29 protein-coding genes are annotated in these 26,316 nt (G+C 71.3%); 2 read left to right on the forward strand and 27 right to left on the reverse strand.

Going from position 1 to position 26,316, the window contains the following annotated elements; genetic code table 11:
* Positions 1-20: 20 nt before the first annotated feature.
* Together rarD and groES are read right to left on the reverse strand one after the other, a co-directional pair.
* The gene (rarD, locus tag AC3IPY_RS15075) at positions 21-974 is read right to left on the reverse strand and encodes an EamA family transporter RarD (RefSeq protein WP_489185094.1); all 954 of its coding nucleotides are present in this window, start codon (positions 972-974) and stop codon (positions 21-23) included.
* 251 nt (positions 975-1,225) lie between these two features.
* Positions 1,226-1,522 (reverse strand): co-chaperone GroES, encoded by a 297-nt coding sequence (gene groES, locus AC3IPY_RS15080; protein ID WP_056010764.1) that lies wholly within the window; start codon positions 1,520-1,522, stop codon positions 1,226-1,228.
* A gap of 147 nt (positions 1,523-1,669) precedes the next feature.
* On the opposite strand from groES, the gene AC3IPY_RS15085 reads away from it, so the two are divergent.
* Positions 1,670-2,896, forward strand: a complete 1,227-nt coding sequence (locus AC3IPY_RS15085) for a class I SAM-dependent methyltransferase (protein WP_489185095.1) — start codon at positions 1,670-1,672, stop codon at positions 2,894-2,896.
* On the opposite strand, the gene AC3IPY_RS15090 is transcribed toward AC3IPY_RS15085, so the two are convergent.
* The 10 genes from AC3IPY_RS15090 to glmS form a co-directional block, all read right to left on the reverse strand.
* Positions 2,875-3,444 carry a hypothetical protein gene (locus AC3IPY_RS15090; protein ID WP_489185096.1) on the reverse strand — a complete coding sequence of 190 codons (570 nt, stop codon included), beginning with the start codon at positions 3,442-3,444 and terminating at the stop codon, positions 2,875-2,877. The two genes, AC3IPY_RS15085 and AC3IPY_RS15090, sit on opposite strands and share 22 nt — an antisense overlap.
* A gap of 5 nt (positions 3,445-3,449) precedes the next feature.
* Positions 3,450-4,052 carry a DUF4190 domain-containing protein gene (locus AC3IPY_RS15095; protein ID WP_489185097.1) on the reverse strand — a complete coding sequence of 201 codons (603 nt, stop codon included), beginning with the start codon at positions 4,050-4,052 and terminating at the stop codon, positions 3,450-3,452.
* Positions 4,053-4,077: 25 nt separating this feature from the next.
* Entirely contained in the window at positions 4,078-4,563 is a 486-nt protein-coding gene (locus AC3IPY_RS15100) for a DUF4190 domain-containing protein (RefSeq protein WP_489185098.1), read from the reverse strand.
* A 129-nt stretch (positions 4,564-4,692) separates the two neighbouring features.
* Entirely contained in the window at positions 4,693-5,748 is a 1,056-nt protein-coding gene (gene tsaD, locus AC3IPY_RS15105; protein WP_489185099.1) for a tRNA (adenosine(37)-N6)-threonylcarbamoyltransferase complex transferase subunit TsaD, read from the reverse strand.
* Positions 5,745-6,329 carry a ribosomal protein S18-alanine N-acetyltransferase gene (gene rimI, locus AC3IPY_RS15110; protein ID WP_489185100.1) on the reverse strand — a complete coding sequence of 195 codons (585 nt, stop codon included), beginning with the start codon at positions 6,327-6,329 and terminating at the stop codon, positions 5,745-5,747. Before rimI ends, tsaD begins: the two co-directional genes overlap by 4 nt.
* On the reverse strand, positions 6,326-6,946 hold the full coding sequence (tsaB, locus tag AC3IPY_RS15115) for a tRNA (adenosine(37)-N6)-threonylcarbamoyltransferase complex dimerization subunit type 1 TsaB (protein WP_489185101.1): 621 nt from the start codon (positions 6,944-6,946) through the stop codon (positions 6,326-6,328). Before tsaB ends, rimI begins: the two co-directional genes overlap by 4 nt.
* A 9-nt stretch (positions 6,947-6,955) precedes the next feature.
* Entirely contained in the window at positions 6,956-7,531 is a 576-nt protein-coding gene (tsaE, locus tag AC3IPY_RS15120; RefSeq protein WP_489185102.1) for a tRNA (adenosine(37)-N6)-threonylcarbamoyltransferase complex ATPase subunit type 1 TsaE, read from the reverse strand.
* Complete coding sequence (alr, locus tag AC3IPY_RS15125; protein ID WP_489185103.1) at positions 7,528-8,694, reverse strand: alanine racemase; 1,167 nt, start codon at positions 8,692-8,694, stop codon at positions 7,528-7,530. Before alr ends, tsaE begins: the two co-directional genes overlap by 4 nt.
* Positions 8,691-9,098, reverse strand: a complete 408-nt coding sequence (locus AC3IPY_RS15130) for a holo-ACP synthase (RefSeq protein WP_489185104.1) — start codon at positions 9,096-9,098, stop codon at positions 8,691-8,693. Before AC3IPY_RS15130 ends, alr begins: the two co-directional genes overlap by 4 nt.
* A 19-nt stretch (positions 9,099-9,117) precedes the next feature.
* Positions 9,118-10,968, reverse strand: a complete 1,851-nt coding sequence (gene glmS / locus AC3IPY_RS15135) for a glutamine--fructose-6-phosphate transaminase (isomerizing) (RefSeq protein ID WP_489185105.1) — start codon at positions 10,966-10,968, stop codon at positions 9,118-9,120.
* 106 nt (positions 10,969-11,074) lie between these two features.
* Here glmS and coaA point away from each other — a divergent pair, with 106 nt between their 5' ends.
* Entirely contained in the window at positions 11,075-12,031 is a 957-nt protein-coding gene (coaA, locus tag AC3IPY_RS15140; RefSeq protein ID WP_489185106.1) for a type I pantothenate kinase, read from the forward strand.
* Positions 12,032-12,136: 105 nt separating this feature from the next.
* On the opposite strand, the gene glmM is transcribed toward coaA, so the two are convergent.
* The 15 genes from glmM to ptsP form a co-directional block, all read right to left on the reverse strand.
* Positions 12,137-13,504: a phosphoglucosamine mutase gene (glmM, locus tag AC3IPY_RS15145; RefSeq protein ID WP_489185107.1), complete on the reverse strand. Its 1,368-nt coding sequence runs from the start codon at positions 13,502-13,504 to the stop codon at positions 12,137-12,139.
* A gap of 21 nt (positions 13,505-13,525) precedes the next feature.
* A complete protein-coding gene (gene rpsI / locus AC3IPY_RS15150) occupies positions 13,526-14,011 on the reverse strand; it encodes a 30S ribosomal protein S9 (protein WP_489185108.1) in 486 nt (161 codons plus the stop codon).
* Positions 14,012-14,052: 41 nt separating this feature from the next.
* A complete protein-coding gene (gene rplM / locus AC3IPY_RS15155; RefSeq protein WP_156999971.1) occupies positions 14,053-14,499 on the reverse strand; it encodes a 50S ribosomal protein L13 in 447 nt (148 codons plus the stop codon).
* 136 nt (positions 14,500-14,635) lie between these two features.
* The gene (locus AC3IPY_RS15160) at positions 14,636-15,712 is read right to left on the reverse strand and encodes a tRNA pseudouridine synthase A (RefSeq protein WP_489185109.1); all 1,077 of its coding nucleotides are present in this window, start codon (positions 15,710-15,712) and stop codon (positions 14,636-14,638) included.
* A 210-nt stretch (positions 15,713-15,922) separates the two neighbouring features.
* A complete protein-coding gene (rplQ, locus tag AC3IPY_RS15165) occupies positions 15,923-16,459 on the reverse strand; it encodes a 50S ribosomal protein L17 (RefSeq protein ID WP_489185110.1) in 537 nt (178 codons plus the stop codon).
* A 48-nt stretch (positions 16,460-16,507) separates the two neighbouring features.
* The gene (locus AC3IPY_RS15170) at positions 16,508-17,494 is read right to left on the reverse strand and encodes a DNA-directed RNA polymerase subunit alpha (RefSeq protein ID WP_055860115.1); all 987 of its coding nucleotides are present in this window, start codon (positions 17,492-17,494) and stop codon (positions 16,508-16,510) included.
* 175 nt (positions 17,495-17,669) lie between these two features.
* Positions 17,670-18,068: a 30S ribosomal protein S11 gene (gene rpsK, locus AC3IPY_RS15175; protein WP_156999966.1), complete on the reverse strand. Its 399-nt coding sequence runs from the start codon at positions 18,066-18,068 to the stop codon at positions 17,670-17,672.
* 32 nt (positions 18,069-18,100) lie between these two features.
* Positions 18,101-18,481 carry a 30S ribosomal protein S13 gene (gene rpsM / locus AC3IPY_RS15180; protein WP_156999964.1) on the reverse strand — a complete coding sequence of 127 codons (381 nt, stop codon included), beginning with the start codon at positions 18,479-18,481 and terminating at the stop codon, positions 18,101-18,103.
* 171 nt (positions 18,482-18,652) lie between these two features.
* Positions 18,653-18,766, reverse strand: coding sequence for a 50S ribosomal protein L36 (rpmJ, locus tag AC3IPY_RS15185; protein ID WP_047561540.1), 114 nt, complete (start codon positions 18,764-18,766; stop codon positions 18,653-18,655).
* Positions 18,767-18,834: 68 nt separating this feature from the next.
* Complete coding sequence (gene infA, locus AC3IPY_RS15190; RefSeq protein ID WP_021759551.1) at positions 18,835-19,056, reverse strand: translation initiation factor IF-1; 222 nt, start codon at positions 19,054-19,056, stop codon at positions 18,835-18,837.
* Between the two features lie 153 nt (positions 19,057-19,209).
* Positions 19,210-21,258 (reverse strand): choice-of-anchor A family protein, encoded by a 2,049-nt coding sequence (locus tag AC3IPY_RS15195; RefSeq protein WP_489185111.1) that lies wholly within the window; start codon positions 21,256-21,258, stop codon positions 19,210-19,212.
* Between the two features lie 58 nt (positions 21,259-21,316).
* Entirely contained in the window at positions 21,317-22,489 is a 1,173-nt protein-coding gene (locus AC3IPY_RS15200; RefSeq protein ID WP_489185112.1) for a mannitol-1-phosphate 5-dehydrogenase, read from the reverse strand.
* Positions 22,486-22,926 (reverse strand): PTS mannitol transporter subunit IIA, encoded by a 441-nt coding sequence (locus AC3IPY_RS15205; protein ID WP_489185113.1) that lies wholly within the window; start codon positions 22,924-22,926, stop codon positions 22,486-22,488. The genes AC3IPY_RS15200 and AC3IPY_RS15205 overlap by 4 nt, the downstream gene beginning before the upstream one ends.
* A gap of 124 nt (positions 22,927-23,050) precedes the next feature.
* Positions 23,051-24,538, reverse strand: coding sequence for a PTS mannitol transporter subunit IIBC (locus AC3IPY_RS15210; RefSeq protein WP_489185114.1), 1,488 nt, complete (start codon positions 24,536-24,538; stop codon positions 23,051-23,053).
* Between the two features lie 91 nt (positions 24,539-24,629).
* Positions 24,630-26,309 carry a phosphoenolpyruvate--protein phosphotransferase gene (gene ptsP, locus AC3IPY_RS15215; RefSeq protein ID WP_489185115.1) on the reverse strand — a complete coding sequence of 560 codons (1,680 nt, stop codon included), beginning with the start codon at positions 26,307-26,309 and terminating at the stop codon, positions 24,630-24,632.
* Between the last annotated feature and the right edge of the window lie 7 nt (positions 26,310-26,316).

The following is a 26,316-nucleotide window of genomic DNA, read 5'->3' on the forward strand; positions in this document are numbered from 1 at the left end:
CCGCGGGTCTGCGACCCCGCTCAGGCGAGTTCGACGACCTGCCGACGCGCCGACCGCGCACCCCGCACGAGATCGATCGTGAGCACGAGCAGTGCGAGCCAGACGAGCCCGAACCCGATCCAGCGCTCGAGGGGCATCGGTTCCTGCAGCACGACGACGCCGACCAGGAACTGGATGAACGGGGCGAAGTACTGGATGAAGCCCATGTAGATGAGCGGGAGCCGCCGCGACGCCGCCGCGAACAGCAGCAGCGGCACCGCCGTGACGGCCCCGGCGAGCAGGAGCAGCACCGTGTGCCACGCGCTCACCGTGCCGAGGGTGAGCCCGGCGGTCGTGCCGACGAACACGAGCTGCACGATCGCGAGCGGCGTCAGCCAGGCCGTCTCGAGCGTGAGGCCGGACACGGCGTCGACCTTCGATCCGACGCGCTTCTTGATGAGTCCGTAGAAGCCGAACGAGAACGCGAGCACGAGCGCGATCCACGGCAACTGCCCGTAGCCGACGGCGAGCACGACCACCGCGACGATCGAGATGCCGACCGCGACCCACTGCGTGGGGTTCAGCCGCTCGCGCATCACGAGCACGCCGAGGAAGACCGTGACGATCGGGTTGATGAAGTAGCCGAGGGCCGCCTCGACGACCTGCCCGGAGACCGCCGCGTAGACGTAGGTCTGCCAGTTCACGTAGATGAGCACGCCCGCGAGCCCCATGGTGAACAGCACGCGTCGGTCGCGCACCAGCACGACGAACGGACGCCACGCGCGCGTCACCGTGATGAGGAGCACGCAGAAGACCAGGGAGAGCGTGACCCGCCAGCCGACGATCTCGAACGGACCCGAGGGCGCGAGCGCCAGGAAGTAGAGCGGGAGGAACCCCCACAGCAGGTACGAGCCGATCGCGAAGGCGAGGCCCGATCGACTGAGCACCTCACGGGGAGCCGCGGCGGGGAGCGTGGTGTCGGGGCCGGTTGTCACCAGCCAACAGTACGCCCGCCCTCGGACGACGGATGCCTCGGGGCCAGCCGTTCACCGTCGAGATCCGGACACCGTGGCCGGCCCGCGCGGCCCGCCCCCGCACGCGCGCTCCCCCGGGCGCAGCCGACGCCCCAGCGCGGCCGACGCCCCGGCACGATCGGCGCCCGGCCCCCGCAGACACGACGAGGCCCGCAGACACGACGAGGCCCGGATGCCGCTGGGGCATCCGGGCCTCGGAAGGTGCGTGTCGACTAGCGGACGACGACCGCGAGCACGTCGCGGGCCGAGAGCACGAGGAGGTCCTCGCCGCCGAACTTGACCTCGGTGCCGCCGTACTTGGAGTAGATCACCTTGTCGCCGACGGCGACGTCGAGCGGAACACGGTTGCCGTTGTCGTCGATGCGACCGGGGCCCACGGCGACGACCTCGCCCTCCTGGGGCTTCTCCTTGGCCGTGTCGGGGATGACCAGACCCGATGCGGTGGTCTGCTCTGCCTCGACCTGCTTGATGACGATGCGATCCTCGAGCGGCTTGATGGAAACCGACACGGTTGACCCCTTCTGTAGATGAAGAACTGTCTTGATGAAGACTGGTTAGCACCCTCGGAGCGAGAGTGCTAAATCGAGTCTAGGCGCGTTTTGGCACTCGTGCAACGTGAGTGCCAACACTCTGAAACGGAGTGCTAGCGTGGCCGGGTGGACCGCGCCGAGCTCGTCGAACTGCTCTCACCCGAGGGCCTCCGGCTCCTCGACTCGCTGCCCGAGTGGCACTCGAAGACCGACATCGTCGGCGCCGTCTCGGATCTTCGGCGCCGGGGCCACTCCCCCTCGCTCGTGGCGGCCGTGCTCACGCAGTCCAAGCTGCGCGCGAAGGCCCGCGCCAAGTTCGGCGACTTCGCCGCGCGCATGCTCTTCACCGAGGCCGGCCTCGAGCAGGCCACGCGCCTCCGGGTCGCCGCGCTGCACGCCGGGCGGTTCGCCAGGGCGGGCATCGGCCACGTCGCCGACCTCGGCTGCGGCATCGGCGGCGACTCGCTCGCGCTGGCGGCCGTCGAACTCGAGGTCACCGCCGCCGAGGCCGACGAGGTCACGGCGGCCATCGCCGCCTACAACCTCACGCCGTTCGAGAAGGCCCGCGTCGTGCACGAGCGCGCCGAAGACGTGCACCTCGGCGGCATCGGCGGCGCCTGGCTCGACCCCGCCCGCCGGGTCACGAGCGGCGGACGCACGCGCAGGCTCACGGATGCCTCGGACTACACGCCGAGCCTCGACTTCGCCTTCGGGCTGGCCGACCGCATGGCCGTCGGCGTGAAGCTCGGCCCCGGCACCGACCGCGACGTGATCCCGCCCGGCGTCGAGGCGCAGTGGGTCTCGGTCGGCGGCGACGTCGTCGAGCTCGGCGTGTGGTTCGGCGCGGTCGCCCGCCCCGGCATCGGCCGTGCCGCACTCGTGGTCGGCGACCAGGGCGCCGATGAGCTCACGGCGGCGGCCGACAGCGAAGATGCCCCCGTCGGCCCGCTGGGCGACTACCTCTACGAACCCGACGGTGCGGTCATCCGCGCTCGCCTCATCGGCGACCTCGCCCGCACGCACGGCGCGTGGATGCTCTCGAACGGCATCGCGTACCTCACGGCCGACACGGCCTTCGAGTCGCCGTTCGCGCAGGGCTTCCGCGTGCTCGAGCGGCTCCCGGTCGACGAACGCCAGCTCCGCCAGGCCCTTCGCGCCCGCGGCATCGGCACGCTCGAGATCAAGAAGCGCGGCAGCGACGTCGACCCCGCGGCGCTCCGCACGAGGCTCAAGCTGCAGGGCGAGGCATCCGCGACCCTCGTGATGACGCGCGAAGAGGGACGCCACGTCGCCCTGCTCGTGGAGCGACTGCCGCGATCGCCGCGCAGCGCTCAGGTCTCGAGCGCGCCGTAGACGATGGCGTAGTAGCCGATCCAGACGGCGGAGAACACGAGGCCGCCGACCCCGGTGCCGATGGCGATGAACGCGAGGGTGCGGCCGTGCTCCTCTCGGCGCAGGCCGAGCACGCCGAAGATGATGGCCGCGACCGACAGGGGCAGCATCCAGCCCACGAAGAGCGAGGCCGCCGCGCCGATGATGCCGAGGACGGCGCCGACCCAGCTGTAGACGCGGCGCTGGGTCTCCTCCTCGACGAGGTCGGTCGGCTCGTCATAGGTCTCGGGGCGGTGCACGATGAGCAGCTGACCGGTGGGCACCGTGCGCAGCTCGCCGGTGTCGAGCGGCATGTCCCACTTCCGCGGGGCGACCGCGAGCGGCATGGGGGCGCCCGTCGTCGGGTCGACCGTGGGCAGCGGCGGCACCGTCGGCAGGGGGCCGGTGGCCATGGTGGGGCGCGCCGCGGCGCCGGATGCCTCGGCCGGGCGCACCGCGGCGCCGGATGCCTCGGTGGAGGCATCCGGCGCCGGTGGCGTTCGCGCCGGCTCGGCCGAAGGGTCGGTCACTGGGCTCAGTAGTACGTGTACGAGCTCGGGAACGACGCGAACAGCACGAGCCAGAACACGATCGAGATCAGGGCGATCGCGATGCCCACGAACCCGAGGATGATGCCGGTCAGCCACATGCCCTTGGCCGCGGGCTCCCGCTTGCGGCCGATGAAGCCGAGCACGACCGCGGCGGCCGGGATGAACAGCTGCATGATGCCGCCGACGAACGGGATGAACACGACGAAGAACCCGACGAGTCCGACGATGCCCGCGATGAGCGAGATGAGGCTGTACACGGGGGTCGGCTTCGACGCGGCCGGCGCGCCGTACGGGTTCGCGGCCGGGGCGCCGTACGCGGGTGCGGTGCCCTGCGGAGCACCGTACGCGGGCGGGGTCGGCGGCGCGGGCGGCGTCGACGCGCCGTACGCGGGCGGTGCCGGGGGCGCCGGCGGGGTCGGAGCGCCGTACGACGGCGGAACCGGCGGTGCCGGGGGCTCGGGCGCGGCCGGCGGGTTCGGGGCGCTCGGCACCTCGGGCACGCTCGGCACCTCGGGAGCACCGGGCGCGTCGGGCACGCCGGGAACCTGCGGCTCGGAACCTTCTGCTGGGGTGTTCGGGTCGCTCATGTGCTCGCCTTCCGTTCCGTTCGGATCAGTACTGGTACGTCGTGCTGACCGCGGCCAGCGACGCGAAGATCGCGATGAACACGATCGTGAGGATGATGGAGATCACGATGCCGATGTAGCCGATCACGAGACCGGCGATCGCCATGCCGCGACCCTGCTCGGCCGTCTTCTTGATCTGGCTGAGCGAGATGTGGCCGCAGACGATGCCGACGAGGAACCCGATGCCGGTGAAGAAGCCGACGAGGGATGCCACGAGCGACACGATCGCGAGCACGTTCGTCTTGGCGGGCTCGGGCGCCCCGTACGCGGGCACGCCGGTCTCTGCGGGGGCGCCGTACGCGGGGGCCGGCGGAGCCGGGGGCACCGATGCCGACGCGGCGCCGAAGTCGACGGCGGGCGCGGCCGGAGGTGCGGACGGAGCCGGAGCCGCGGCGGGAGCCTCGGGAAGATCCGGCACGGACGGCACATCGGGCGTGCCCTCGGGGTTGCTCGGAACGTTCGGATCGGTCACGATGATCTCCTCGATGCTGTGCCGAAGCCGGTCGCGGCCCGCTTCGGATCGATGCGTGCGGAAGCGACATCCGCCCCCGTTCGCCACTTTAGCGCGGGAGGCCCGCCTCGCACACCTGTGCGGCCGCCGTCAGGCGACCTGCACCTCGGTGGCCGGCAGCGTCGAATCGGCGCCGAACCCGAGGCCCGACGGTTCGTGCCCGGCCATGATGAGCTGCGCGCCGAGCGCGGCGATCATCGCGCCGTTGTCGGTGCAGAGCGAGAGCGACGGGATGCGCAGCGCCACGCCCGCGGCGTCGGCACGCTCCTGCGCGACCTCGCGCAGACGTGCGTTGGCGATGACGCCGCCGCCGAGCAGCAGCCTCGGGATGCCGAGGTCGGTGCACGCCGCGATCGCCTTGGTCACGAGCACGTCGGCGACCGCCTCGCGGAAGCTCGCCGCGACATCGGCCACCGGCACCGGCTCGCCGGCCGCCTCGCGCTGTTCGACCCAGCGGGCGACCGCGGTCTTCAGGCCCGAGAAGCTGAAGTCGTAGCGGTGCGCCGCCTGGTCTTTCGCCTGGGTGAGCCCGCGCGGGAAGCGGATCGCCTTCGGGTCGCCGCCGACGGCCGCCCGGTCGATCTCGGGCCCGCCGGGGTAGGGCAGGCCGAGCACGCGCGCGACCTTGTCGAACGCCTCGCCCGCCGCATCGTCGACCGTCTCGCCGAGCAGTTCGACGTCGGAGACGAGGTCGCGCACGACGAGCAACGACGTGTGCCCGCCAGAGACGAGCAACGCGACGGTGGGCGTCTCGAGCGGCGCCTCGGCGTCGAGCAGGTCGGCGCCGACGTGGCCGACGAGGTGGTTGACGGCGTAGACGGGCCTCTCGATCGCGAGCGAGAGCGCCTTCGCCGCGCCGACGCCGACCATGAGCGCGCCGGCCAGGCCGGGGCCGCTCGTCACGGCGACCGCGTCGAGGTCTTCGAGTGCCACGCCGGATGTCTCGAGCGCGGCGTCGATGGCGGGGCCGAGCGCCTCGAGGTGCGCTCGCGCGGCGACCTCGGGCACGACGCCGCCGTAGCGGGCGTGCTCCTCCATGGAAGAGGCGATGACGTTGGCCAGCAGGGTCGTGCCGCGCACGATGCCGATGCCGGTCTCGTCGCAGGAGGTCTCGATGCCGAGCACGAGGGGTTCGTCGCGGTTCATGCGGTTGCTCCGGGGTTCGCCGAGCGGATGCCGCGGGCCGGCGTGGTCGCCGTGCCCGGAGCGGGCTTGCGGGCCGGCGGGGCCGCGGTCGCCGCGGGCCGGGTCACGGCCTCGGGCACGTCGAGCCGCATCGCGATCGCGTCGACGCCGTCGGGCTGGTAGTAGCCGCGGCGCACGCCGATCTCGACGAACCCGAGCGAGTCGTAGAGCGTCTTGGCGATGGGATTGTCGGCGCGCACCTCGAGGAACACGCGCGCCACGTGGATGCGCCTGGCATGCGTGATGAGCGCGTGCATGAGGCCGCGACCGAGCCCGATGCCGCGCGTGAAGGGCGCGACCGCGATGGTCTGCACGTCGGCGTCGCCCGTGCCGACGGGCGCGTAGAGGCCGGCGTAGCCCATGAGCCGCTCGTCGGGGCTCTCGGCCTCGTCGTCGACCGCCACGAGGTAGTACCCGTGCTCGCCCTGGATCTCGGCGCGCATCATCTGCTCGGACCAGGCGTCGTTGGCGAAGGTGTCGCGCTCGAGCGCCATGATCGCGTCGAGGTCGCCGACGCGGGCACGTCGCATGAGCACGCTCATCGCAGCACCCGCTTGCCGGCCGAGGGCGTGACGTCGGGCGCGCGCAGGTAGAGCGGAGCGTCACCGGTGAGCGGCAGCCGGCCGGCGGCGAACGCGAGCTCGGCGACCATGCCGATGCCGCCCGCGGGCACGGTCGTCGCGTCGACGCGGGTGCCGACGCGCTCCGGCACCTCGTCGCGCGGCACGAGCACCGGGCCGATGGCGCGCACGGGCAGCCCCGCGGCGTCGAGCCCGTCGTAGGAGGACACCGCGAACTCGCGACGCCGCGCATCGGTCACGACCTGCATCGGGCCCTCGCCGCCGTCGCGGTACCAGGCGTAGGCGACCGCGTCGTGGCTCACGACCGGCACGAACGGGCGGCGGATGCCGAGCGCGAACGCGTGCCCGGCCGCGATGCCGACCCTGAGCCCGGTGAACGGCCCGGGCCCCATGCCCCCGGCGACGCCCGACAGTCGGGCCGGGCCGACCCCCGCGGCGGCGAGCGCCTCGCGGATCAGGTCGCCGACGACCTCGGCGTGCCGCATGGTGTCGGCCGTGCCGACCTCGGCGATGACGCCGGCATCGTGGTCGACCACGGCGACGCTCGTGCCCGTCGAGGTGTCGATCGCGAGCAGCATGGGTCAAGCCTACCGAGGGTCGGCGTACGCGGTGCCCGCCCAGCGCGGGCCGAAGCCGCGCACCGTGACGATGCGGGGCTCGTCGGCACCGAGGAACTCGGCGTCGGCGGGATCGTCGGCGCCGACGATGCCGGTGCCTTCGGCATCGACCACGGCCGCGGCCTCACCGGGCCCGGTGGCCGGGCTCGCGGCATCCGCTCGCCCCTGGGGTCGTTCGATGCCGACCTCGAGCCAGGAGTCGCTCACCCCGTCGAGCAGCCCCTCGCCCCATTCGACGACGACGACCGACCGGGCGAAGTCGAGGTCGAGGTCTTCGACGAGTTCGGCGCTGCCGAGTCGATAGGCGTCGACGTGCACGAGCGGGGCGCCGCCGACGAGGCTCGGATGCGTGCGCGCGAGCACGAACGTCGGCGACTGCACGGGACCCCGGACGCCGAGGCCCGCGCCGATGCCCCGCGTGAGCGTGGTCTTGCCCGCGCCGAGCGGGCCGGACAGGATCAGCAGGTCGCCGGCGCGCAGCTCGGCGCCGAGCGCTCGCCCGAACGCCTCCATCTGCGCGGCGTCGGCGATGTCGAGGCGGGTCATGCGTGCCGGCCGTCGGTGCGTCGGGCATCGGTGCGTCGGCCGTACGTGCGCGGCACCCTCGGCCCGATGCGCGTGACGATCTCGTAGCCGATCGTGTCGGCGGCGGCCGCCCAGTCGTCGGCCGAGGGGGCGCCGGTCGCGGGGTCGCCGAACAGCACGACCGGATCGCCGACCGAGACCTCGTCGTCGCCGACGTCGACGACGAACTGGTCCATCGCGATGCGTCCGACCACGGGGCGGCGGCGGCCAGCGAGCAGCACCTCGCCCCGCCCGGAGGCCTGCCTCGGCACCCCGTCGCCGTAGCCGAGCGGCACGAGTGCGAGCGTGGTCGCTCGTGCGGTGCGCCAGGTGTGGTCGTAGGAGACGCCCGTGCCGGCCTCGACGCGGCGCACCGCGATGACCCGCGCGCGCAACGTCATGACCGGCGCCAGGCCGAGGTCGGCGGCGGTTCGGTCGTCTCCGTAGGGCGAGACGCCGTAGGTGCCGATGCCGATGCGCACGAGGTCGAAGCGGGTCTCGGGCGAGGCCAGTGCCGCGGCGGTCGACGCGAGGTGACGCACGTCGGGCGCGAGCCCGGCGGCGGATGCCTCGGCGAGCGCCCGCTCGAAGGCCGCGACCTGCGCGGCGTCGGACTCGGCGTCGGTGTTCGCGAGGTGGCTGAAGACGCCCCGCACGCGGATGCGCCCGGCCCGCTCGTGCGCCGCGGCCGCCGCGGCGACATGCGCCCAGTGCTCGGGCGCGACCCCGTTGCGGCTGAGGCCGGTGTCGATCTTCAGGTGCACGTTCGCGGTGGTCGAGGCTTCGCGCCCGGCTTCGGCGGCGAGCTCGAGCTGCGCGGCCGAGGAGATGCCGAGGTCGATGTCGCGCGCGACGGCGGCGGCGAACGGCGCGTCGGGGGCGTGCAGCCAGGCGAGCACGGGCGCGGTGGCGCCCGCGTCGCGGAGCGCGAGGGCCTCGGCGAGGTCGGCCACGCCGAGCCACGCTGCACCGGCCTCGACCGCCGCCTCGGCGACCTCGGCGGCGCCGTGCCCGTAGGCGTCGGCCTTCACGACGGCCATGACGCCGGCCGGCCGCACGCGTTCGGCGATCGTCGCGATGTTGCGTCGCACCGCGTCGAGGTCGATGAACGCCTCGCGCGCCGGTGCCTCGGAGGCCGGGCTCATGCGGCTCCTCCGGCGTCGGCGGTGCCGGGATCGGTGCCTGGGCCTTCCCCCGTGGCCGCCTCGAGCACCACGAAGGCGCTCGCGATGCCCGCGTCATGGCTCATCGACAGGTGCACGCGATCGACGCCGAGCGCCCGTACATGCGCGGCCAGGCCGCCGGAGAGCTCGAAGTCGGGGTTGCCCTCGGCGTCTTGGACGATGCGCATCTCGTGCCAGCGCACCACGGCATGGCCGCCGAGCGCCTTGATGAGCGACTCCTTGGCCGCGAATCTGGCGGCGAGTGACCGGGCGGGGCGCCCGCGTTCGCTCTCAGCGAACAGGCGTTCGACGAGCGCCGGCGTCCGCGCGATCGACCGCTCGAACCGAGCGATGTCGACCACGTCGATGCCGATGCCGACGATCACGCGGGCGCCCCAGACGGATTCACTCCACCGTCACCGACTTCGCGAGGTTGCGCGGCTGGTCGACGTCGAGCCCCTTGGCCTGCGAGAGCTCCATGGCGAAGATCTGCAGCGGCACGACCGCGAGGAGCGGCTCGAAGAGCGGGGCGGCGAGCGGGATGCGGATCACCTCGTCGGCGAACGGCAGCACCGCGGCGTCGCCGGCCTCGGCGATCGCGATGACGCGCGCACCGCGGGCCCGGATCTCCTGGATGTTCGAGACGACCTTGGGGTGCAGGTTGGCCGAGCCGCGCGGACTCGGAACGACCACGAACACCGGCTGGCCGGGCTCGATGAGCGCGATCGGACCGTGCTTCAGCTCGCCTGCGGCGAAGCCCTCGGCGTGGATGTACGCCAGTTCCTTGAGCTTCAGCGCGCCCTCGAGCGCGATGGGGAAGCCGACGTGACGGCCGAGGAAGAGCACCGAGCGGGTGTCGGCCATCCAGTGCGCGAGCTGGGCGATGCGCTCGGACTCGCCGAGCACGGCCTCGAGCTTCTCGGGGATCGCCTGCAGCTCGGCGAGCGGCTCGGCCAGCGCCTCCCGCGACAGCGTGCCCCGCACGCGTGCGAGGTGCAGCCCGAACAGGTAGAGCGCCGTGATCTGGGCGACGAACGCCTTCGTCGAGGCCACCGCGACCTCGGGGCCGGCGTGGGTGTAGACGACCGCATCGGATTCGCGTGGGATCGTCGCGCCCTGGGTGTTGCAGATCGAGATCGTGCGGGCGCCCTGCTCGCTCGCGTACTTCACGGCCATGAGCGTGTCCATGGTCTCGCCCGACTGGCTGATGGAGATCACGAGCGTGCGGTCGTCGATGACCGGCTCGCGGTAGCGGAACTCGTGGCTGAGCTCGATCTCGACCGGCACGCGCGCCCACTGCTCGATCGCGTACTTCGCGACCTGCCCGGCGTAGGCCGCCGTGCCGCAGGCCACGATCGTGATGCGGCCGATGCCGCGGAGCTCCTCGTCGCCGAACGACTCGAGCTCGGGGATGTGCACCTCGCCGTCGACGATGCGACCGCGGATCGTGTTCGCGACCGCGTCGGGCTGCTCGGAGACCTCCTTGCGCATGAAGGAGCTCCACCCGCCCTTCTCGGCGGCCGAGGCGTCCCAGGCGACCTCGAACGGCTCGACCTGCACGGGCGCGCCGTCGAAGTCGGTGACGACGACCTCGTCGGCCGTGATCGCCACGATCTGGTCTTGACCGATCGCCACGGCGCGCTTCGTGTATTCGACGAAGGCCGCGACATCCGACCCGAAGAAGTTCTCGCCCTCGCCGAGGCCGATGACCAGCGGCGAGTTGCGTCGGGCGCCGACGACGAGGCCGGGCTCGTCGCGATGCACGGCGAGCAGGGTGAAGGCGCCCTCGAGGCGCGTGACCGTCTGCCGGAACGCCTCGCGGAGGTCGCCCGTGCGACGCACCTCGCGGCCGAGCAGCACGGCCGCGACCTCGGTGTCGGTCTCGGACTCGAACGTGAAGCCGTCGGCCTCGAGCTCGTGCTTGAGCTCGGAGAAGTTCTCGATGATGCCGTTGTGGATCAGCGCGAGGCGACCCTCGTCGCCGAGGTGCGGGTGCGCATTGCGGTCGGTCGGTCCGCCGTGGGTCGCCCACCGCGTGTGCCCGATGCCCGTGCGGCCCACGTGCAGCGGGTGCGCCTCGAGCTCGTCGGCGAGCACCTTGAGCTTGCCCGCCCGCTTGGCGGTCTCGATGACGCCGTCGTCGTCGACGATGGCCACTCCCGCCGAGTCGTAACCGCGATATTCGAGGCGCTTCAGGCCTCCCATGAGCACGTCGATGCTGCTGCGAGCACCGACGTATCCGACAATTCCACACATGGGCTCGATTCTACGTGGCCCGCCCTGAGGACCCGTCCGCGGTCCGCCCCTCCGGCGCCGGGATCCGGCCATCGGCGTCGGCGAACGTCGACACTAGACTGTCGAGGTGCCGGATCCGCAGACCTCGTCGAACCCCGTCGCGCAGTTCTCGCCGTTCATCGAGCTGCCTCGCGCAGACTGGTCCGAGCTCGCACCGTCGGTGCCCTCACCGCTCAGCGAGACCGAGATCGTGCAGCTGCGCGGGCTGGGCGAACCGCTCGACATGCGCGAGCTCGCCGAGGTGTACCTGCCGCTCAGCCGCCTGCTGAACCTCTATGTCGGCGGCACCAAGGCGCTGCGCAACGCCACGGGCGAGTTCCTGCGGGAACGCGTGGAGTCCACGCCGTTCGTCATCGGCGTCGCCGGCTCGGTCGCCGTCGGCAAGTCGACCATCGCCCGCGTGCTGCGCGAACTGCTGGCCCGCTGGGAGCACACGCCCCGGGTCGAGCTCATCACCACCGACGGGTTCCTCTTCCCGAACGCCGAGCTCGAGCGTCGCGGCCTCATGACGCGCAAGGGTTTCCCCGAGTCCTACAACCGTCGTGCGCTGCTGCGCTTCGTGAGCGACGTCAAGGCTGGGGCGCCAGAGGTGCGCGCCCCGTTCTACTCGCACCTCGCGTACGACATCGTGCCCGACGCCGCGGTCACCGTGCGCCGCCCCGACGTGCTCATCGTCGAGGGGCTCAACGTGCTGCAGCCCCCCGGGCCCGGCCACCGCCTCGCCGTCAGTGACCTGTTCGACTTCTCGATCTACGTCGACGCGCGCACGAGCGACATCGCCCGCTGGTACGAGGAGCGGTTCCTGAAGCTGCAGCGGGGCGCGTTCGCGAACCCGCGCTCGTACTTCCACCGGTACGCGAGCCTGACCGAAGACGAGGCTCGCTCCCGCGCGAGCGAGATCTGGCGTTCGATCAACGAGCCGAACCTGCTGCAGAACATCCGGCCGACCAGGTCGCGGGCCTCGCTCGTGCTGCGCAAGAGCGCCGACCACTCGGTGTCGACCGTGCTGCTGCGCAAGCTCTGACGCAGCCGCGAACGCCCGCCCGCGGCATCCGCAGGACTGCCCGCTCGCCGCCGGCGACCGCCGCACCCGACGTGCCGGCGGAGGCGCCGACGTCGCAGCGGTGGATCAGACCGGCAGGGTCAGCCGGGCCTTGACGACCTCGGCGAGGGATGCCGCGTGGCGTTCGGCCTCGTCTTGGCTGAGCGCCTCGACCATGACGCGCACCATCGGCTCGGTGCCCGAGGGGCGGAGCAGCACGCGGCCGCCGTCGCCGAGCTCGGCCTCGACCGCGGCCACGGCGGCGGCGATCGCCTCGTCGCCGGCCATGGCGTGGTGGTCGACGCCGCGCACGTTGACGAGCACCTGCGGGTAGACGGTCATGACCTTCGCGAGCTCGGCGAGGGACTTGCCGGTGCGGGCCATCTCGGCGACGAGGTGCAGGCCGGTGAGCACGCCGTCGCCGGTGGTCGCGTGCTCGCTCATGATGACGTGGCCGGACTGCTCGCCGCCGAGGGCGAGCTTCTCGGCCGCGAGGGCCTCGAGCACGTAGCGGTCGCCGACCTTCGTCTCGACGACGCGGATGCCGCGATCGGCCATCGCACGGCGGAGGCCGAGGTTCGACATGACGGTCACCACGAGGGTGTCGTCGGTGAGCGCACCGCGCTCGTGCATGGCCACGGCGAGGATCGCCATGATCATGTCGCCGTCGACGATGTTGCCGTCGGCGTCGACCGCGAGGCAGCGGTCGGCGTCGCCGTCGTGCGCGATGCCGACGTCGGCGCCGTGCTCGAGCACGGCCCTGGAGAGCTGGTCGAGGTGGGTCGAGCCCACCCCGTCGTTGATGTTCATGCCATCGGGATCGGCGCCGATCACCGTGACCTTCGCGCCCGCGTCGCGGAACGTCTCGGGCGAGACGCCGGCCGCGGCGCCGTGAGCGCAGTCGAGCACGACGTGGATGCCGTCGAGGCGGTTCGGCAGCGTGCCGAGCAGGTGCACCACGTAGCGGTCTTCAGCGTCGGCGAACCGACGGATGCGGCCGACGCCGCCGCCGATGGGCGCGAGCTTCTGCTTGCCGAGGTAGGACTCGATGCGGTCCTCGACCTCGTCGGGCAGCTTCGTGCCGCCGAAGGAGAAGAACTTGATGCCGTTGTCGGGCGCCGGATTGTGCGACGCCGAGATCATGACGCCGAAGTCGGCGCCGATCGAGTCGATCAGGAACGCCGTGGCCGGGGTCGGGATGACGCCGGCGTCGAGGACGTCGACGCCGGAGCTCGCGAGGCCGGCCGAGACGGCGGCGGTGAGGAACTCACCGGAGACGCGCGGGTCGCGCGCGACCACCGCGACGGGGCGACGCCCGGCGGCGCGGAGTTCGTCGGCGTGCCGCCCCTGCGTGAGGACGGCGGCAGCCGCCTGGGCGAGGCCCAGGGCCAGGTCAGCCGTGAGTTCACGGTTGGCCAGGCCCCGGACCCCGTCAGTGCCGAAGAGCCGAGGCATTCGGAGGACCGAAGGCCTGGATCAGCGCTTCGAGAACTGAGGTGCCTTGCGGGCCTTCTTGAGACCGGCCTTCTTGCGCTCGATGACGCGGGCGTCGCGCGTGAGGAAGCCGGCCTTCTTGAGTGCGGCGCGGTTGTTCTCGCGGTCGATCTCGTTGAGCGCACGGGCGATCGCGAGACGGAGCGCGCCGGCCTGGCCCGAGGGGCCGCCGCCGGTGATCTTGCCGATCACGTCGTACGAGCCGGTGAGCTCGAGGACCGTGAACGGGTCGGTGATGAGCTGCTGGTGCAGCTTGTTCGGGAAGTAGGCGGCGAACTCACGGCCGTTGACCGTGATGTTGCCTGCGCCCGGGACGACGCGCACGCGCGCGATGGCCTGCTTGCGGCGGCCGACGGCTGCGCCGGACACGTTGAGCACGGGGCGGGGGGTTGCGGGAGCAGCCGCGGGGGTGCTCTCGGTCGTGTAGCTCTCAGGAGCCGCGTCGAGCTGGTCTGCGATCTTCGCCATGGTGGTGTGAATCCTTTTCGAGAACGTCGAGGGCGCCGGAACTACTGCGCGACCTGGGTGAGGGTGTACGGCTTGGGCTGCTGAGCGGCGTGAGGGTGCTCCGCGCCCGCGTAGACCTTCAGCTTCTTGATCTGGGCGCGCCCGAGGGAGTTCTTCGGGAGCATGCCGCGGATCGCCTTCTCGACGGCGCGGACGGGGTTCTTCTCGAGGAGCTCGGCGTAGCCGACGGCCTTGAGGCCGCCCGGGTAGCCCGAGTGGCGGTAGGCCTTCTTCTGCTCGAGCTTCTGGCCGGTGAGGGCCACCTTCTCGGCGTTGACGATGATGACGAAGTCACCGGTGTCCATGTGGTTCGCGAAGGTCGGCTTGTGCTTGCCGCGCAGCAGGGCTGCGGTGTGGCTCGCGAGGCGACCGAGAACGATGTCGGTGGCGTCGATGACGACCCAGTCGTGCTGGATCTCATTCGCCTTGGGGGTGTACGTGCGCGTCACAGTAGTGCTGCTTTCTGATCGAGTGAGGGGTTCGTGAATCCCACTCCGATGGGCGTTCTCCCGCGATGCGGTCGAGCGACCCGGTGGAGGGCTCAACTTCGGGTGTCGGCGCAGATGGCGATACCAAAGAGACAGCTTAGCCGACGACCCCGTCAACACGCAATTCGCGTCGTGCCCTCGTGAGTTTCGCGCGCGCCTCGAGCTCGTCGGCATCGGGATACCCGACCTCGCTCAGCACCAGGCCCTTGGCCGGCATCACCTTGAACGCGCTCGTGCGTTCGGCCGCGAGCATCAGCGCGAACGGGTCGGATGTCGCGAGCCGGCCCTCGCCGACGGCGACGCAGGCCCCGATGAGGGCGCGCACCATCGAGTGGCAGAAGGCGTCGGCCTGCAGGGACGCGACGAGCACGCCGTCGTCGGCACGACGCCACCGGTACTCCTGCAGCGTGCGGATGGTCGTGGCGCCCTCGCGCGGCTTGCAGTACGAGGCGAAGTCGTGCAGCCCGAGCAGGCTGTCTGCGGCGGCGTCCATGGCGTCGACGTCGAGGCGCCGCGGGTACGACACCGTGGTGCGCCGCATGATCGGGTCGTGCGCGGCCGTCGCGTCGGCCACTCGGTACTCGTACCGGCGCCAGACCGCCGAGAAGCGCGCGTCGAACCCGGTCGGCGCGACGGAGGCGCGTGTGATCACCACGTCGGAGTCGGCGCCGATGATGCCGGTCAGGCGCCGCACGAGCACCGCGGCCTGGTCGTGGCCCTCATGGGCGTGGCCGCGCCGGCGCGAGGTGACGGCGGCCAGCGCTGCGGCCGGTACGTCGAGATGCGCGACCTGGCCGCGCGCGTGCACGCCGGCGTCGGTGCGCCCCGCGACCGTGAGCCGCGGCCGCTCGCCCGCCCGCCGGAACAACGTCGCCAGGGCCTCTTCGAGGACGCCCTGCACGGTGCGCAGGCGAGGCTGGCGGCTCCAGCCCGAGAAGTCGGTGCCGTCGTAGGCGATGTCGAGCCTGATGCGCACGACGGATGCCTCGGGCCCGACGGATGCCTCGGCCCTGTGACCGACCTCGGGCTCAGCGCCGACGCCGACGGATGCCTCGGGCCCGGCGGATGCCTCGGGCCCGTCGTACGCGCCGGGGCCGGCCTCGTCCTCGGAACCGGCGGATGCCTCGGCGCCGGCGTCTGCCGTCGGCACCGCGGACTCGTCGATCGCACTCATGCGTCCAAGCCTAGAACGCCGCGGTCGTCGCATCCGGCCGGCCGGAACGGCGCCGTCGGAGCAGAGCCGACATGCAGCAGGAGATCGGGCCCCATCCCTGCTGTGGGCGGGATGTGGCCTGATCTCCTGCACGACGATTCCGGCTGCCGCGCCGGGGACGCGAACGGGCCCCGGTGCAGTGCACCGGGGCCCGTTCAACAGCGGCGTCGACTACTTGGCGTCGGCCGACTCCTCGGCGGGAGCCTCGTCGGCGGCCTCGGTCTCGACGGCCTCGTCGGTCGCCTCGGCGACCTCGGGGGTCTCGTCGGCCTCGACCACGGGCTCCTCGGCGGGAGCCTCGTCGGCGACGGGGGCGGCAGCCGGCTTGGCGGCGCGCACCTTGGGCGTCACGGGCTCGAGGACGAGCTCGATGACGGCCATGGGTGCGTTGTCGCCCTTGCGGTTGCCGATCTTCGTGATGCGGGTGTAGCCGCCCTCACGGTCGGCGACCTGGGGAGCGATCACGGTGAAGAGCTCGTGCACGACGGTCTTGTCGCCGATCACGGCGAGCACGCGACGGCGGGCGTGCAGGTCGCCGCGCTTCGCGAACGTGATGAGACGCTCGGCGAGCGGACGAAGGCGCTTCGCCTTGGTCTCGGTCGTGGTGATCGACTTGTGCGTGTACAGCGCAGCCGCGAGGTTCGCGAGCATGAGCCGCTCGTGCGAAGGTCCGCCGCCGAGGCGGGGGCCCTTGGTGGGCTTCGGCATGGTTCGTTATCTCCAGTATTCGGGGGTGAGTGCGACGGGCGCGGTCGACTAGTTCTCTTCTTCGAAGCCCGTGTAGAAGTGGGCGCCGTCGAAACCGGGAACCGAGTCCTTCAGCGAAAGACCCATCTCGGTGAGCTTGTCCTTGACCTCATCCACCGACTTCTGACCGAAGTTGCGGATGTTCATGAGCTGCGACTCGGAGAGCGCAACGAGCTCGGACACGGTGTTGATGCCCTCGCGCTTGAGGCAGTTGTAGCTGCGCACCGAGAGGTCGAGGTCTTCGATCGGGATCGAGAGCTCGCTCGAGAGCACGGCGTCGACCGGCGCGGGGCCGATCTCGATGCCTTCAGCGGCGACGTTGAGCTCGCGGGCGAGGCCGAACAGCTCGGTGAGCGTACGGCCGGCCGAGGCGATGGCGTCGCGCGGGCTGATGGCCGGCTTGGACTCGACGTCGACCACGAGGCGGTCGAAGTCGGTGCGCTCGCCGGCACGGGTGGCCTCGACGCGGTAGGTGACCTTCAGGACCGGCGAGTAGATCGAGTCGACCGGGATCTGGCCGGCCTCGGAGTACTCGTTGCGGTTCTGGCTCGCCGAGACGTAGCCGCGGCCGCGCTCGATGGTGAGCTCGAGCTCGAACTTCGCCGACTCGTTGAGCGTGGCGATGACGAGCTCGGGGTTGTGCACCTCGACGCCGGCCGGAGCCGAGATGTCGGCTGCGGTGACCTCGCCGGCGCCCTGCTTGCGCAGGTAGGCCGTGATGGGCTCGTCGTGCTCGCTCGAGACGACCAGGTTCTTGATGTTCAGGATGATCTCGGTGACGTCTTCACGCACGCCGGGAACGGTCGAGAACTCGTGGAGCACGCCGTCGATGCGGATGCTCGTGACGGCCGCGCCCGGGATGGACGAGAGGAGCGTACGCCGAAGCGAGTTGCCCAGGGTGTAACCGAAGCCCGGCTCGAGGGGCTCGATCACGAAACGCGAACGGAACTCCGAGATGTTCTCTTCGGTGAGCGTCGGGCGCTGTGCGATCAGCACTGTTGATTCCTTTCGGCAGGGTGTCCGCTATATGACACCTGCGAGTTCGAGGATCTTGAGTTGTAGAGAGTGCGTGTCGCCGGTCGAGCGGGCCCCTCGGGTCCGTATCGAGACCTGCGGATGTCGCGAGGGCTCGAGGCGGGCGAAGGCGCCCTGCTCGACCGGCGGAGAGTGCTCAGACGCGGCGGCGCTTGGGCGGACGGCAGCCGTTGTGCGCCTGGGGCGTCACGTCGTTGATGCTGCCGACCTCGAGGCCTGCGGCCTGGAGCGAGCGGATCGCGGTCTCACGGCCCGAGCCGGGGCCCTTGACGAAGACGTCGACCTTCTTCATGCCGTGCTCCTGCGCCTGGCGCGCGGCCGACTCGGCGGCGAGCTGTGCGGCGAACGGGGTCGACTTGCGCGAACCCTTGAAGCCGACGCCACCGGAGGAGGCCCAGCTGATCACGGCACCGGTGGTGTCGGTGATCGAGACGATCGTGTTGTTGAACGTCGACTTGATGTGGGCCTGGCCCACGGCGATGTTCTTCTTTTCCTTCTTGCGCGGCTTGCGAGTAGCCGCCTTGGATGCTGCCATGTGTGAAATCTCCTAGATCTGGCGACGAGCGGTTACTTGCGGCCGGGCTTCTTCTTGCCGGCGACGGTGCGCTTCGGGCCCTTGCGGGTACGAGCGTTGGTCTTGGTGCGCTGACCGCGGACCGGGAGGCCGCGACGGTGGCGGATGCCCTCGTACGAACCGATCTCGACCTTGCGGCGGATGTCGGCGGCAACCTCGCGGCGAAGATCGCCCTCGACCTTGTAGTTGCCCTCGATGTAGTCGCGCAGCGCGACGAGCTGGTCGTCGCTGAGGTCCTTGACGCGGATGTTTCCGTCGATGCCGGTGTCCGCGAGCGTCTTCAGCGCGCGAGTGCGGCCGACGCCGTAGATGTAGGTAAGTGCGATCTCCACGCGCTTTTCGCGCGGGATGTCGACTCCTGCAAGACGTGCCATGGGTGGCTTCTCCTGTTGTGAGTGGAGGTGTGGAGCAACACCGGTGCCCGGGCCTCCGCCCCGAGGTGTCCCCGCGGCATCCGGAGATGCCGTGGTTCTGGTGTTGCCGATATGCGATGTTCAGTTATGGGGAGCGGGCCGCGCCCGAGGGGCGGCCCTGAAGTCTTCTGACTAGCCCTGGCGCTGCTTGTGGCGCGGGTTCTCGCAGATCACCATGACGTTGCCGTGGCGGCGGATGACCTTGCACTTGTCGCAGATGGGCTTGACGGAGGGGTTGACCTTCATGAGTGTTTCCTTGATTTCGCTGTCTTCGTGCCCGCGGGGTGCCTCGGGCCGTTACTTTCCAGCAGCGCTTACTTGTAGCGGTAGACGATGCGTCCGCGCGTCAGGTCGTAGGGGCTCAGCTCCACGATCACGCGGTCCTCGGGGAGGATTCGGATGTAGTGCTGACGCATCTTGCCTGAGATGTGTGCGAGAACCTTGTGTCCGTTCGTGAGCTCGACCCGGAACATTGCGTTCGGGAGAGCCTCGACGACCGAGCCTTCGATCTCGATGACGCCGTCTTTCTTGGCCATAGCCTCACTATCGCTTGGAGTTTGGGATGCTGGTCGTGCGATGATGCTGTACGCAGCGGCCCCGGGGACGCGCCGACGGTTCGTCGGGCATGCCAAGGCGCACGTGCAGAGCACCAAGGGTCAACTATAGGCGATCCGCCGCCGTTTCGCCAATCAACGGCGCATGAGCCGGGCGCGGCGCAGACCGACGAGGGCGGCGGTGCCGAGCAGCATCAGTGCGAGCCCAGAGCCGAACGCCGCGAGCGGGTCGGCTCCGGTCGCGGGAAGCGCGCCGCCGCCGGTGGTTCCGGGACCGGGTGCCGGGGTCGGGCCCGGCGTCGGACCATCGGTCGGCGTGGGCGTGGGCGTCGGCGTGGGCGTCGGCGTCGGACCGGTGAACCGGTTCGTCACGGTCGCGATGGTCGGCGAGGCGCCCCCGGAGCCCACGGTGATCTCGGCCGGCGAGACCTCGGCACCAGCCCATGCGAAGCCGTCGCCCGAGAAGTCGCCCTCGACCTCGACGAGCTCTTCGCTGAGGAGGCATGTGCTGCCGACCGGGAAGAACGGCGAGGCGACCGCGGCGCCGCCCGCGACGACCGCCAACGAACCCTCGCCGGAGCCGTCGCCGAGCGGCGCGCCCTCGGCGTCGTACGCCTGCACCGGCGCTTCATCGAGCGTGCACGCGTAGTCGACGGTGAATTCGCGGTCGCCCACGTACCCGCCGTCCGGCCCGGTGACGACCTTCTGGACCGCGAAGAATCCGAGCACGGTGTTCTCGACCGTGAATGCGAGCTGCACCTCGTCGGCTGGATCGGGCACGACGAACTCGGGCGGGTCGGCCGGTTCTCCGTTGACCGTCCAGACCGGCTCGGCGAACGAGAAGCCGGTGGCGAGCAGAGTCCTCGGGGCCGGGGGCGCCGTGAAACGCAGGTCTTCGGAGATCATGCAGTCGGCGCCGATCGGGAGCCCGGTGATCGTGACGGGCGGCGCTCCCGCCTCGACCGACCACGGCCGCAGGAAGCTCGCGCCCTCGAGGGTCTCGCATTCGATCGTGCCGCCGAAGAACCGCTCGGGCTCGGGAATCGGGCCTGCGTCGTCGAGGATCTTCTGGATCGTGATCGAGCCCGTCTCGGGTTCGGGCACCGGTTCGGGCTCGCAGTCGAACTCGCCCGGCCCGATCCACGGGTAGTTGTGCAGTTCGTTGCCCACGCCGTTCGTGGTGAGGTCGCCACCCGAGTACACCCGGCCGTTCGTGCTCGCCGTGACCGTGACGATCGCCGCGGGGTCGGGCACGAGGATGCTGCCGAGCACCTGGCTCGACCCCCCGACGGTCAGGGTCGTCGCATCCTGGAAGTTCCAGAGGGTGCGCGCGGCGACGTTGCCGAAGTCGGGGTTCGCGAAGTCGTCGACCCGCACGCCGTCGTTCGAGAAGAAGTTCGGCGAGAAGACCGCCGGCGATCCCGTGACGTTGATCACGACGGGCGTCGTGATGCCGATGTTCACGAAGTGCACGGTCGGGCTGGCCGCGAGGACGCTCGCGGCCACCTCGAAGACCTGGACGTCGGTCGTCCCGTCACCCGTGAACGTGACCTCGGTGGGGGCGACGCTCGTCGCCCCGTTCACGGGAGCAGCCGAGAAGGCGTCGGATGAATCTGCGAGCACGGTGCCGAACCCGGTGAACGGCGCGACGGCGGCGGGTCCGAGTCCGGTGCTGAGCTCCCCTCCGTTGAGCGCGATCTGCGCGAGCGGGTCGTCGACCTCGGCAGCACCGCCGACGTCGACCGAGCCGCCACCGTCGACCCGCGCGCCGACGTCGAGCACCGTGCTCGACCCGACCGCGAGCGTGTCGCCCACCATGAGCATGACCGAGCCAGGAGTCGGCACGATGCCGGAGCCGACCCCGACCGCACCGACGTTGAACACCCCGCCGGGGGTCTTGTCGAACGTCGCGCTGCCCAGTGCGACGAGGAGCCCTTCGGACTCCGCCGCCGAACCGAGGGCGGAGAAGTCACCGCCGACGAAGACCGCGACGTTGTTGTCGGTGAAGCCGGGCGGCAGACCGGAGATGCCCGGGAACTCGCCGTCGGGCGGACACTCGCCGATCGCTGCGCGCGCGCTCGGGACGGAGCCGCCGACCGCGGCGACTCCGACGAAGGCCACCGCGAGCAGGGCGGGCACGGCGGCGAACGCGAGGACGCGCCCCGGCTTGCGGTGAGATGACATGCCCCGCCCCTTGCCCTCGACCTGGTCCACCGTCTTGACGGCGTGAAGTCCGCCGATTCTACTCCGATGCACCCGCTGCCACGGGGTCGATTCCGCGGGACTCGCCGACGACGGCGACGAGCGCGGGTTCGAGCGGATGCCCCGGCTCGACGCCCATGACCTCGTGCACGACCTGCGCGGCCGGCCTGGTGCGCAGCACCTTGCCCAGCTCGACGCTCTCGGCGTCGCCCGGCACGTCGAACCGGAGCGCGGCGCCGACGGCCGCGAGCAGGCCGTCGACGGCATGGCCGCGCTCGGCGAGCTCGGCCGCCGGGCCGATGAACCGCTCGTGCCGGCTCAGCTTGCGCATCGGCTGCCGCCCGACCCTCGCGACGGTGTCCGGCAGGTCGGGGTTGCGGAACCGTTCGAGGATCTTCGCCCGGTACGCCGACTGCTCGGCCTCGGCGAACCCGTGCTTGGCGACGATGAGCGCCGAGGTCTCGCCGAGCACGCGCTCGACCGCCGCGGCGACCTCGGCGTCGGCGAGCGCGTCGCTGATGCGCTCGTGCCCGGCGAGGAAGCCGAAGTACGCGGTCGAGGCGTGGCCCGTGTTCACGGTGAAGAGCTTGCGCTCGATGTAGGGCGCGAGGTCGTCGACGAAGTGCGCGTCGGGGATGACCGGCGGCGCGTCGCCGAACGGCGGTCGCTCGATCGCCCACTCGAAGAACGTCTCCACGGTGACGTCGAGCCCGGCTTCCGCTGCCTGGGCGGGCACGATGCGGTCGACGGCGGTGTTGGCGAACACCGCACGGGCCGCGAGCGCCGGCCATTCGTCGCCCGCGAGCGCGGCCGTCTCGTCGCGCAGCAGGTCGGTCGCGTTGATCGCGTTCTCGCAGGCCATGACCGCGAGCGGCGCGGCGTCCGCGGCACGGGCGCGCAGCGCCGCGAGCACATGCGGGGCGATGAACTTCAGGATGCTCGGGCCGACGGCCGTCGTGACGACGTCGGCCGACGCGAGCTCTGCGGCCAGCCCCGCGGCATCCGTCGCGCTGTTCACGGCACGGTAGCCGTCGACGACGCGATCTCGCGCACCGACGCCCACCTCGTGCACCGTGTAGCGGTCGGATGCCGCGAGCTCGTCGATGAGCGCGCCGTTCACGTCGGCGAAGACGACCTCGTACCCCGCGTCGTGCAGCAGGAGGCCGACGAAGCCGCGTCCGATGTTGCCCGCGCCGAAGTGGACGGCCTTCACGGCTCGTTCACCTCGGAGAGCAGTGCGTGCAGCTCGGCCGCGGTCGTCGCGTCGACGAGCCGCTGCACCTCGTCGTCGTCCGAGAAGATGATCGCGATCTTCGAGAGGATCTCGAGGTGCTCGTTCTCGATGCCGGCGATGCCGACGACGAACCGGGCCTGCTCGCCGCCCCAGTCGACCGGCTCGTCGTACCGGATGACGGAGAGCGCCGAGCGGCGGATCGCGTCCTTCGCCTCGTTGGTGCCGTGCGGGATCGCGAGCAGGTTGCCCATGTACGTCGAGACCGAGCGCTCGCGCTCGAGCATCGAGTCGACGTACGCGGGGTCGACCGCGCCCGCCTCGACGAGGATCGCCCCCGCCGCGCGGATCGCGTCGTCTCGGTCGGCCGCGCGTGCGGCGAGCCGCACGTGCGCGGCGGGGAGGATCGCTTCGGTCATGGCTTGCTCCTTCTCTCGGTGCTCGGCGGTGCCCGTCGTGGGCCGCCCGTTCGGTGCGTCGCGGTTCGACCTGCTGCGGCTCCGGGGCCGGGTGCTCTCCCGCACCGGCCCCGGAGCCGCCCCGTCAGGACTGCGATTCCTGCTGGCCCTTGACCAGATCCACGACTTCGTCGTACCTCGGCGAGTTCATGAAGTTGTCGACCGAGATGTGCACGGCGTCCGGCGTCTGCCGCCGCGCGCGATCGGTCAGCTGGTTCTGCGTGATGACCAGGTCGGCCGAGGAATCGAGATTGGCGATCGCCTTGTTGACCACCGTGACGTCCTCGATCCCCGCCTTCTTGAACTTGTTGCGCAGGACGCTGGCGCCCATCGCCGACGAGCCCATGCCCGCGTCGCAGGCGAACACGACGTTCTGGATCACGGGCACGGTTCCCGTCGCAGGGCCGCCGCGGCCGTCGGCCTCGGTCGCCGCTCCGCCACGCAGGTTCGAGAGGGCGTCGGAGCTCTTGCCCTTCGCCGCCTCGGTCTGCGTGATGGCGGCGCCGAACGCGTCGTCGCTGACCGCCATCGCCTCGAGGTCGCGCTTGCGCGAGGCCCGGAGGATGACGCCCGCGATGAAGAACGTCACCGCCGCCGACAGGATCACCGACAGGATCACCGCGAAGTACGAACCCGGGGCTGTCTGCAACAGGACCGCGAAGATGCTTCCCGGCGCCGCCGGCGCTCGCAACGCGCCGCCGAGGAGCATGTTGGTCGTGACACCCGTCGCACCGCCCGCGATGAGCGCGAGGATCAGGATCGGCTTCATGAGGGCGTACGGGAAGTACACCTCGTGGATGCCGCCGAAGAACTGGATGACGGCCGCGCCCGGCGCGGACGCGCGAGCCGCGCCGATCCCGAAGAAGGTGAACGCCAGCAGGAGTCCGACGCCCGGGCCGGGGTTCGCCTCGAGCAGGAACAGGATCGACGAGCCGCTCTCGGACGCCTCCGAGAGCCCCAACGGCGTGAGGACGCCATGGTTGATCGCGTTGTTGAGGAAGAACACCTTCGCCGGCTCGATCAGGATGCTCGTGAGCGGCAGGAGGTTCTGGTCGACGAGCCATTCGACGCCGAATCCGAGCACCGCCATCAGCCAGTTCACGAGCATGGCGATCGGGTAGAAGCCCACGATCGCCATCACGAAGCCCCAGATGCCGGCCGAGAACATGTTGACGAGCATCTCGAAGCCCGCCTTGACCTTGCCCTCCCACAGCGAGTCGAGCCACTTCATCGTCCAGGCGGCGAGCGGTCCGAGGATCATCGCGCCGATGAACATGTGGACCTGGCCGAGGGGCGCCGCGCCCTCCTCGAGTCCCGCGTTGAACTGCGCGACGAGGTAGTCCGACCCGGCGATCGCGCCCATCGTCGCGATCGCGCCGACGACGCCGCCGCGGACGTTGTAGACGAGGCTGCCGCCGGTGTAGGCGATGATCAGCGGGAGCAGGTAGTGGATGAACGGTCCGACGATCGTCGCCAGCGCCGCATTCGGCGTCCAACCCACCTCGATGAAGAACGCGGTGAAGATGCCCCAGGCGATGAGCGCCGGGATGTTCGGCATGATCATCCCGCTCATGAATGTGCCGACTCGCTGGACGGCGACACGGGCTCCCCCTGGCCGCTTCGCGCCGGCAGACGTCGTTGTCATTGTGGTGCCTCTCTGCTGTTCACGACGCGGCTTCGCGCGCCGTGGTGATCTCGGATGCGACGGACTGCGCCGCCGCTCGGGCTTCGGCCGCTCCCTCAGCGGCCAGGGCTGCCTCGGCGAGCGCCTTCGCGTCGTCGGGGCTGTACCGCGCGAGGGAGGCGCGGACATCTGCGAGTGCCGATGGCGACATCGACAGGCTCGTGGCGCCGAGGCCCACGAGCACGACGGCGAGCAGCGGATCGGCGGCGGCCTCGCCGCAGATGCCGACCGGCTTGCCGGATTCGGCCCCGGCGCGGCCCACGTCCGCGATGAGTCGCAGGACGGCCGGGTGCCAGGGGTTCTGCAGGGTCGCGACGGTGCCGAGCAACCGGTCGGCGGCCATCGTGTACTGCGTGAGGTCGTTCGTGCCGATCGACGCGAAGTCGCAGGCGGCGAGCACGCGGTCGGCGATGAGCGCCGCCGACGGGGTCTCGACCATGACGCCGGCGACCCTGATGCCGAGCTCCTTCGCGAGCGCGGTGAAGTAGCGCGTCTCCTCGACGGTCGCGACCATGGGCGCCATGACCCAGAGCTCGGCCTCGGTCGCGGCATCCGCGGCGGCGAGCGCCGTCAACTGCTCGCGCAGGATCGCCTCGGAGTGCCGCAGCGCGCGGATGCCCCTGAGCCCGAGCGCCGGGTTCTCCTCCGGCGCGTCGTTCAGGAACGAGAGCGGCTTGTCGGCTCCGGCATCGAGCACGCGCACGACGACCTTGCGGCCCGCGAAGGCGGTCAGCAGCTTCGTGTACTGCGCGCGCTGGTCGGCGATGCTCGGCGCCGTGTCGGCGTCGAGGAACAGGAACTCGGTGCGGAACAGCCCGACGCCCTCGGCGCCGAGGCGCAGCGCCTCGGCGGCCCCCTCGGCCGACCCGAGGTTCGCGAGCAGCGGCACCGGCGTGCCGTCGGCGAGGGCGCCGGGGGTGACCGGCGCGGCCTCGAGCGCGGCGCGCTCGGCGATGCGGGCGTTCGCCGCGGCGACCTCGTCGGAGGACGGGTCGGAGACGACGAGTCCGTCGGCCGCGTCGACGATCACCGTGTCGCCGTCGGCCAGCCCCGCGGCATCCGCTGCCCCCACGATCGCGACGATCGACTTCTCCCGGGCGAGGATCGCGGTGTGCGAGGTCGGCCCCCCGTCGACGGTCACGAGGCCGAGCACCTTGTCGAGGTCGAGCGTGGCCGTGTCGGCCGGCGCGAGATCACGGGCGACGAGCACGAACGGATGCCCCGGATCGGGCACCCCCGGCGCGGGGAGCTTCAGCAGGTGGGCGATGACGCGCTGCGAGATGTCGTCGAGGTCGGCGGCGCGCTCCCCCATGTACCCGCCCATGCCGGCGAGCAGGTCGCGGTACGCCGCGAACGCCTCGAACACCGCACGCTCGGCGGTCTTGCCCTGCTCCAGCAGGGTCGTCACCTCGTCGACGAGGCTCGGGTCCTCGGCGATCATCGCCTGGGCCTCGAGCACGTCCTGGGCGGCTCCGCCCGCCTTCGCGCCGCGGCTGTTGAGCTCGGCCGCGACGACCGACATCGACGCCTTCGCCCGCTCCCCCTCGAGCTTCGCGTCGAGGTGGCTCGGACGGTCGACGGGCTCCGGAAGCCGCTCGGCCATGCGCGCGACCGGCCCCACAGCGACCCCCTGGCCGATGCCCGTTCCCGTGATCTGCATCACACGC

The organism is Agromyces sp. GL_144, from assembly GCF_057834305.1.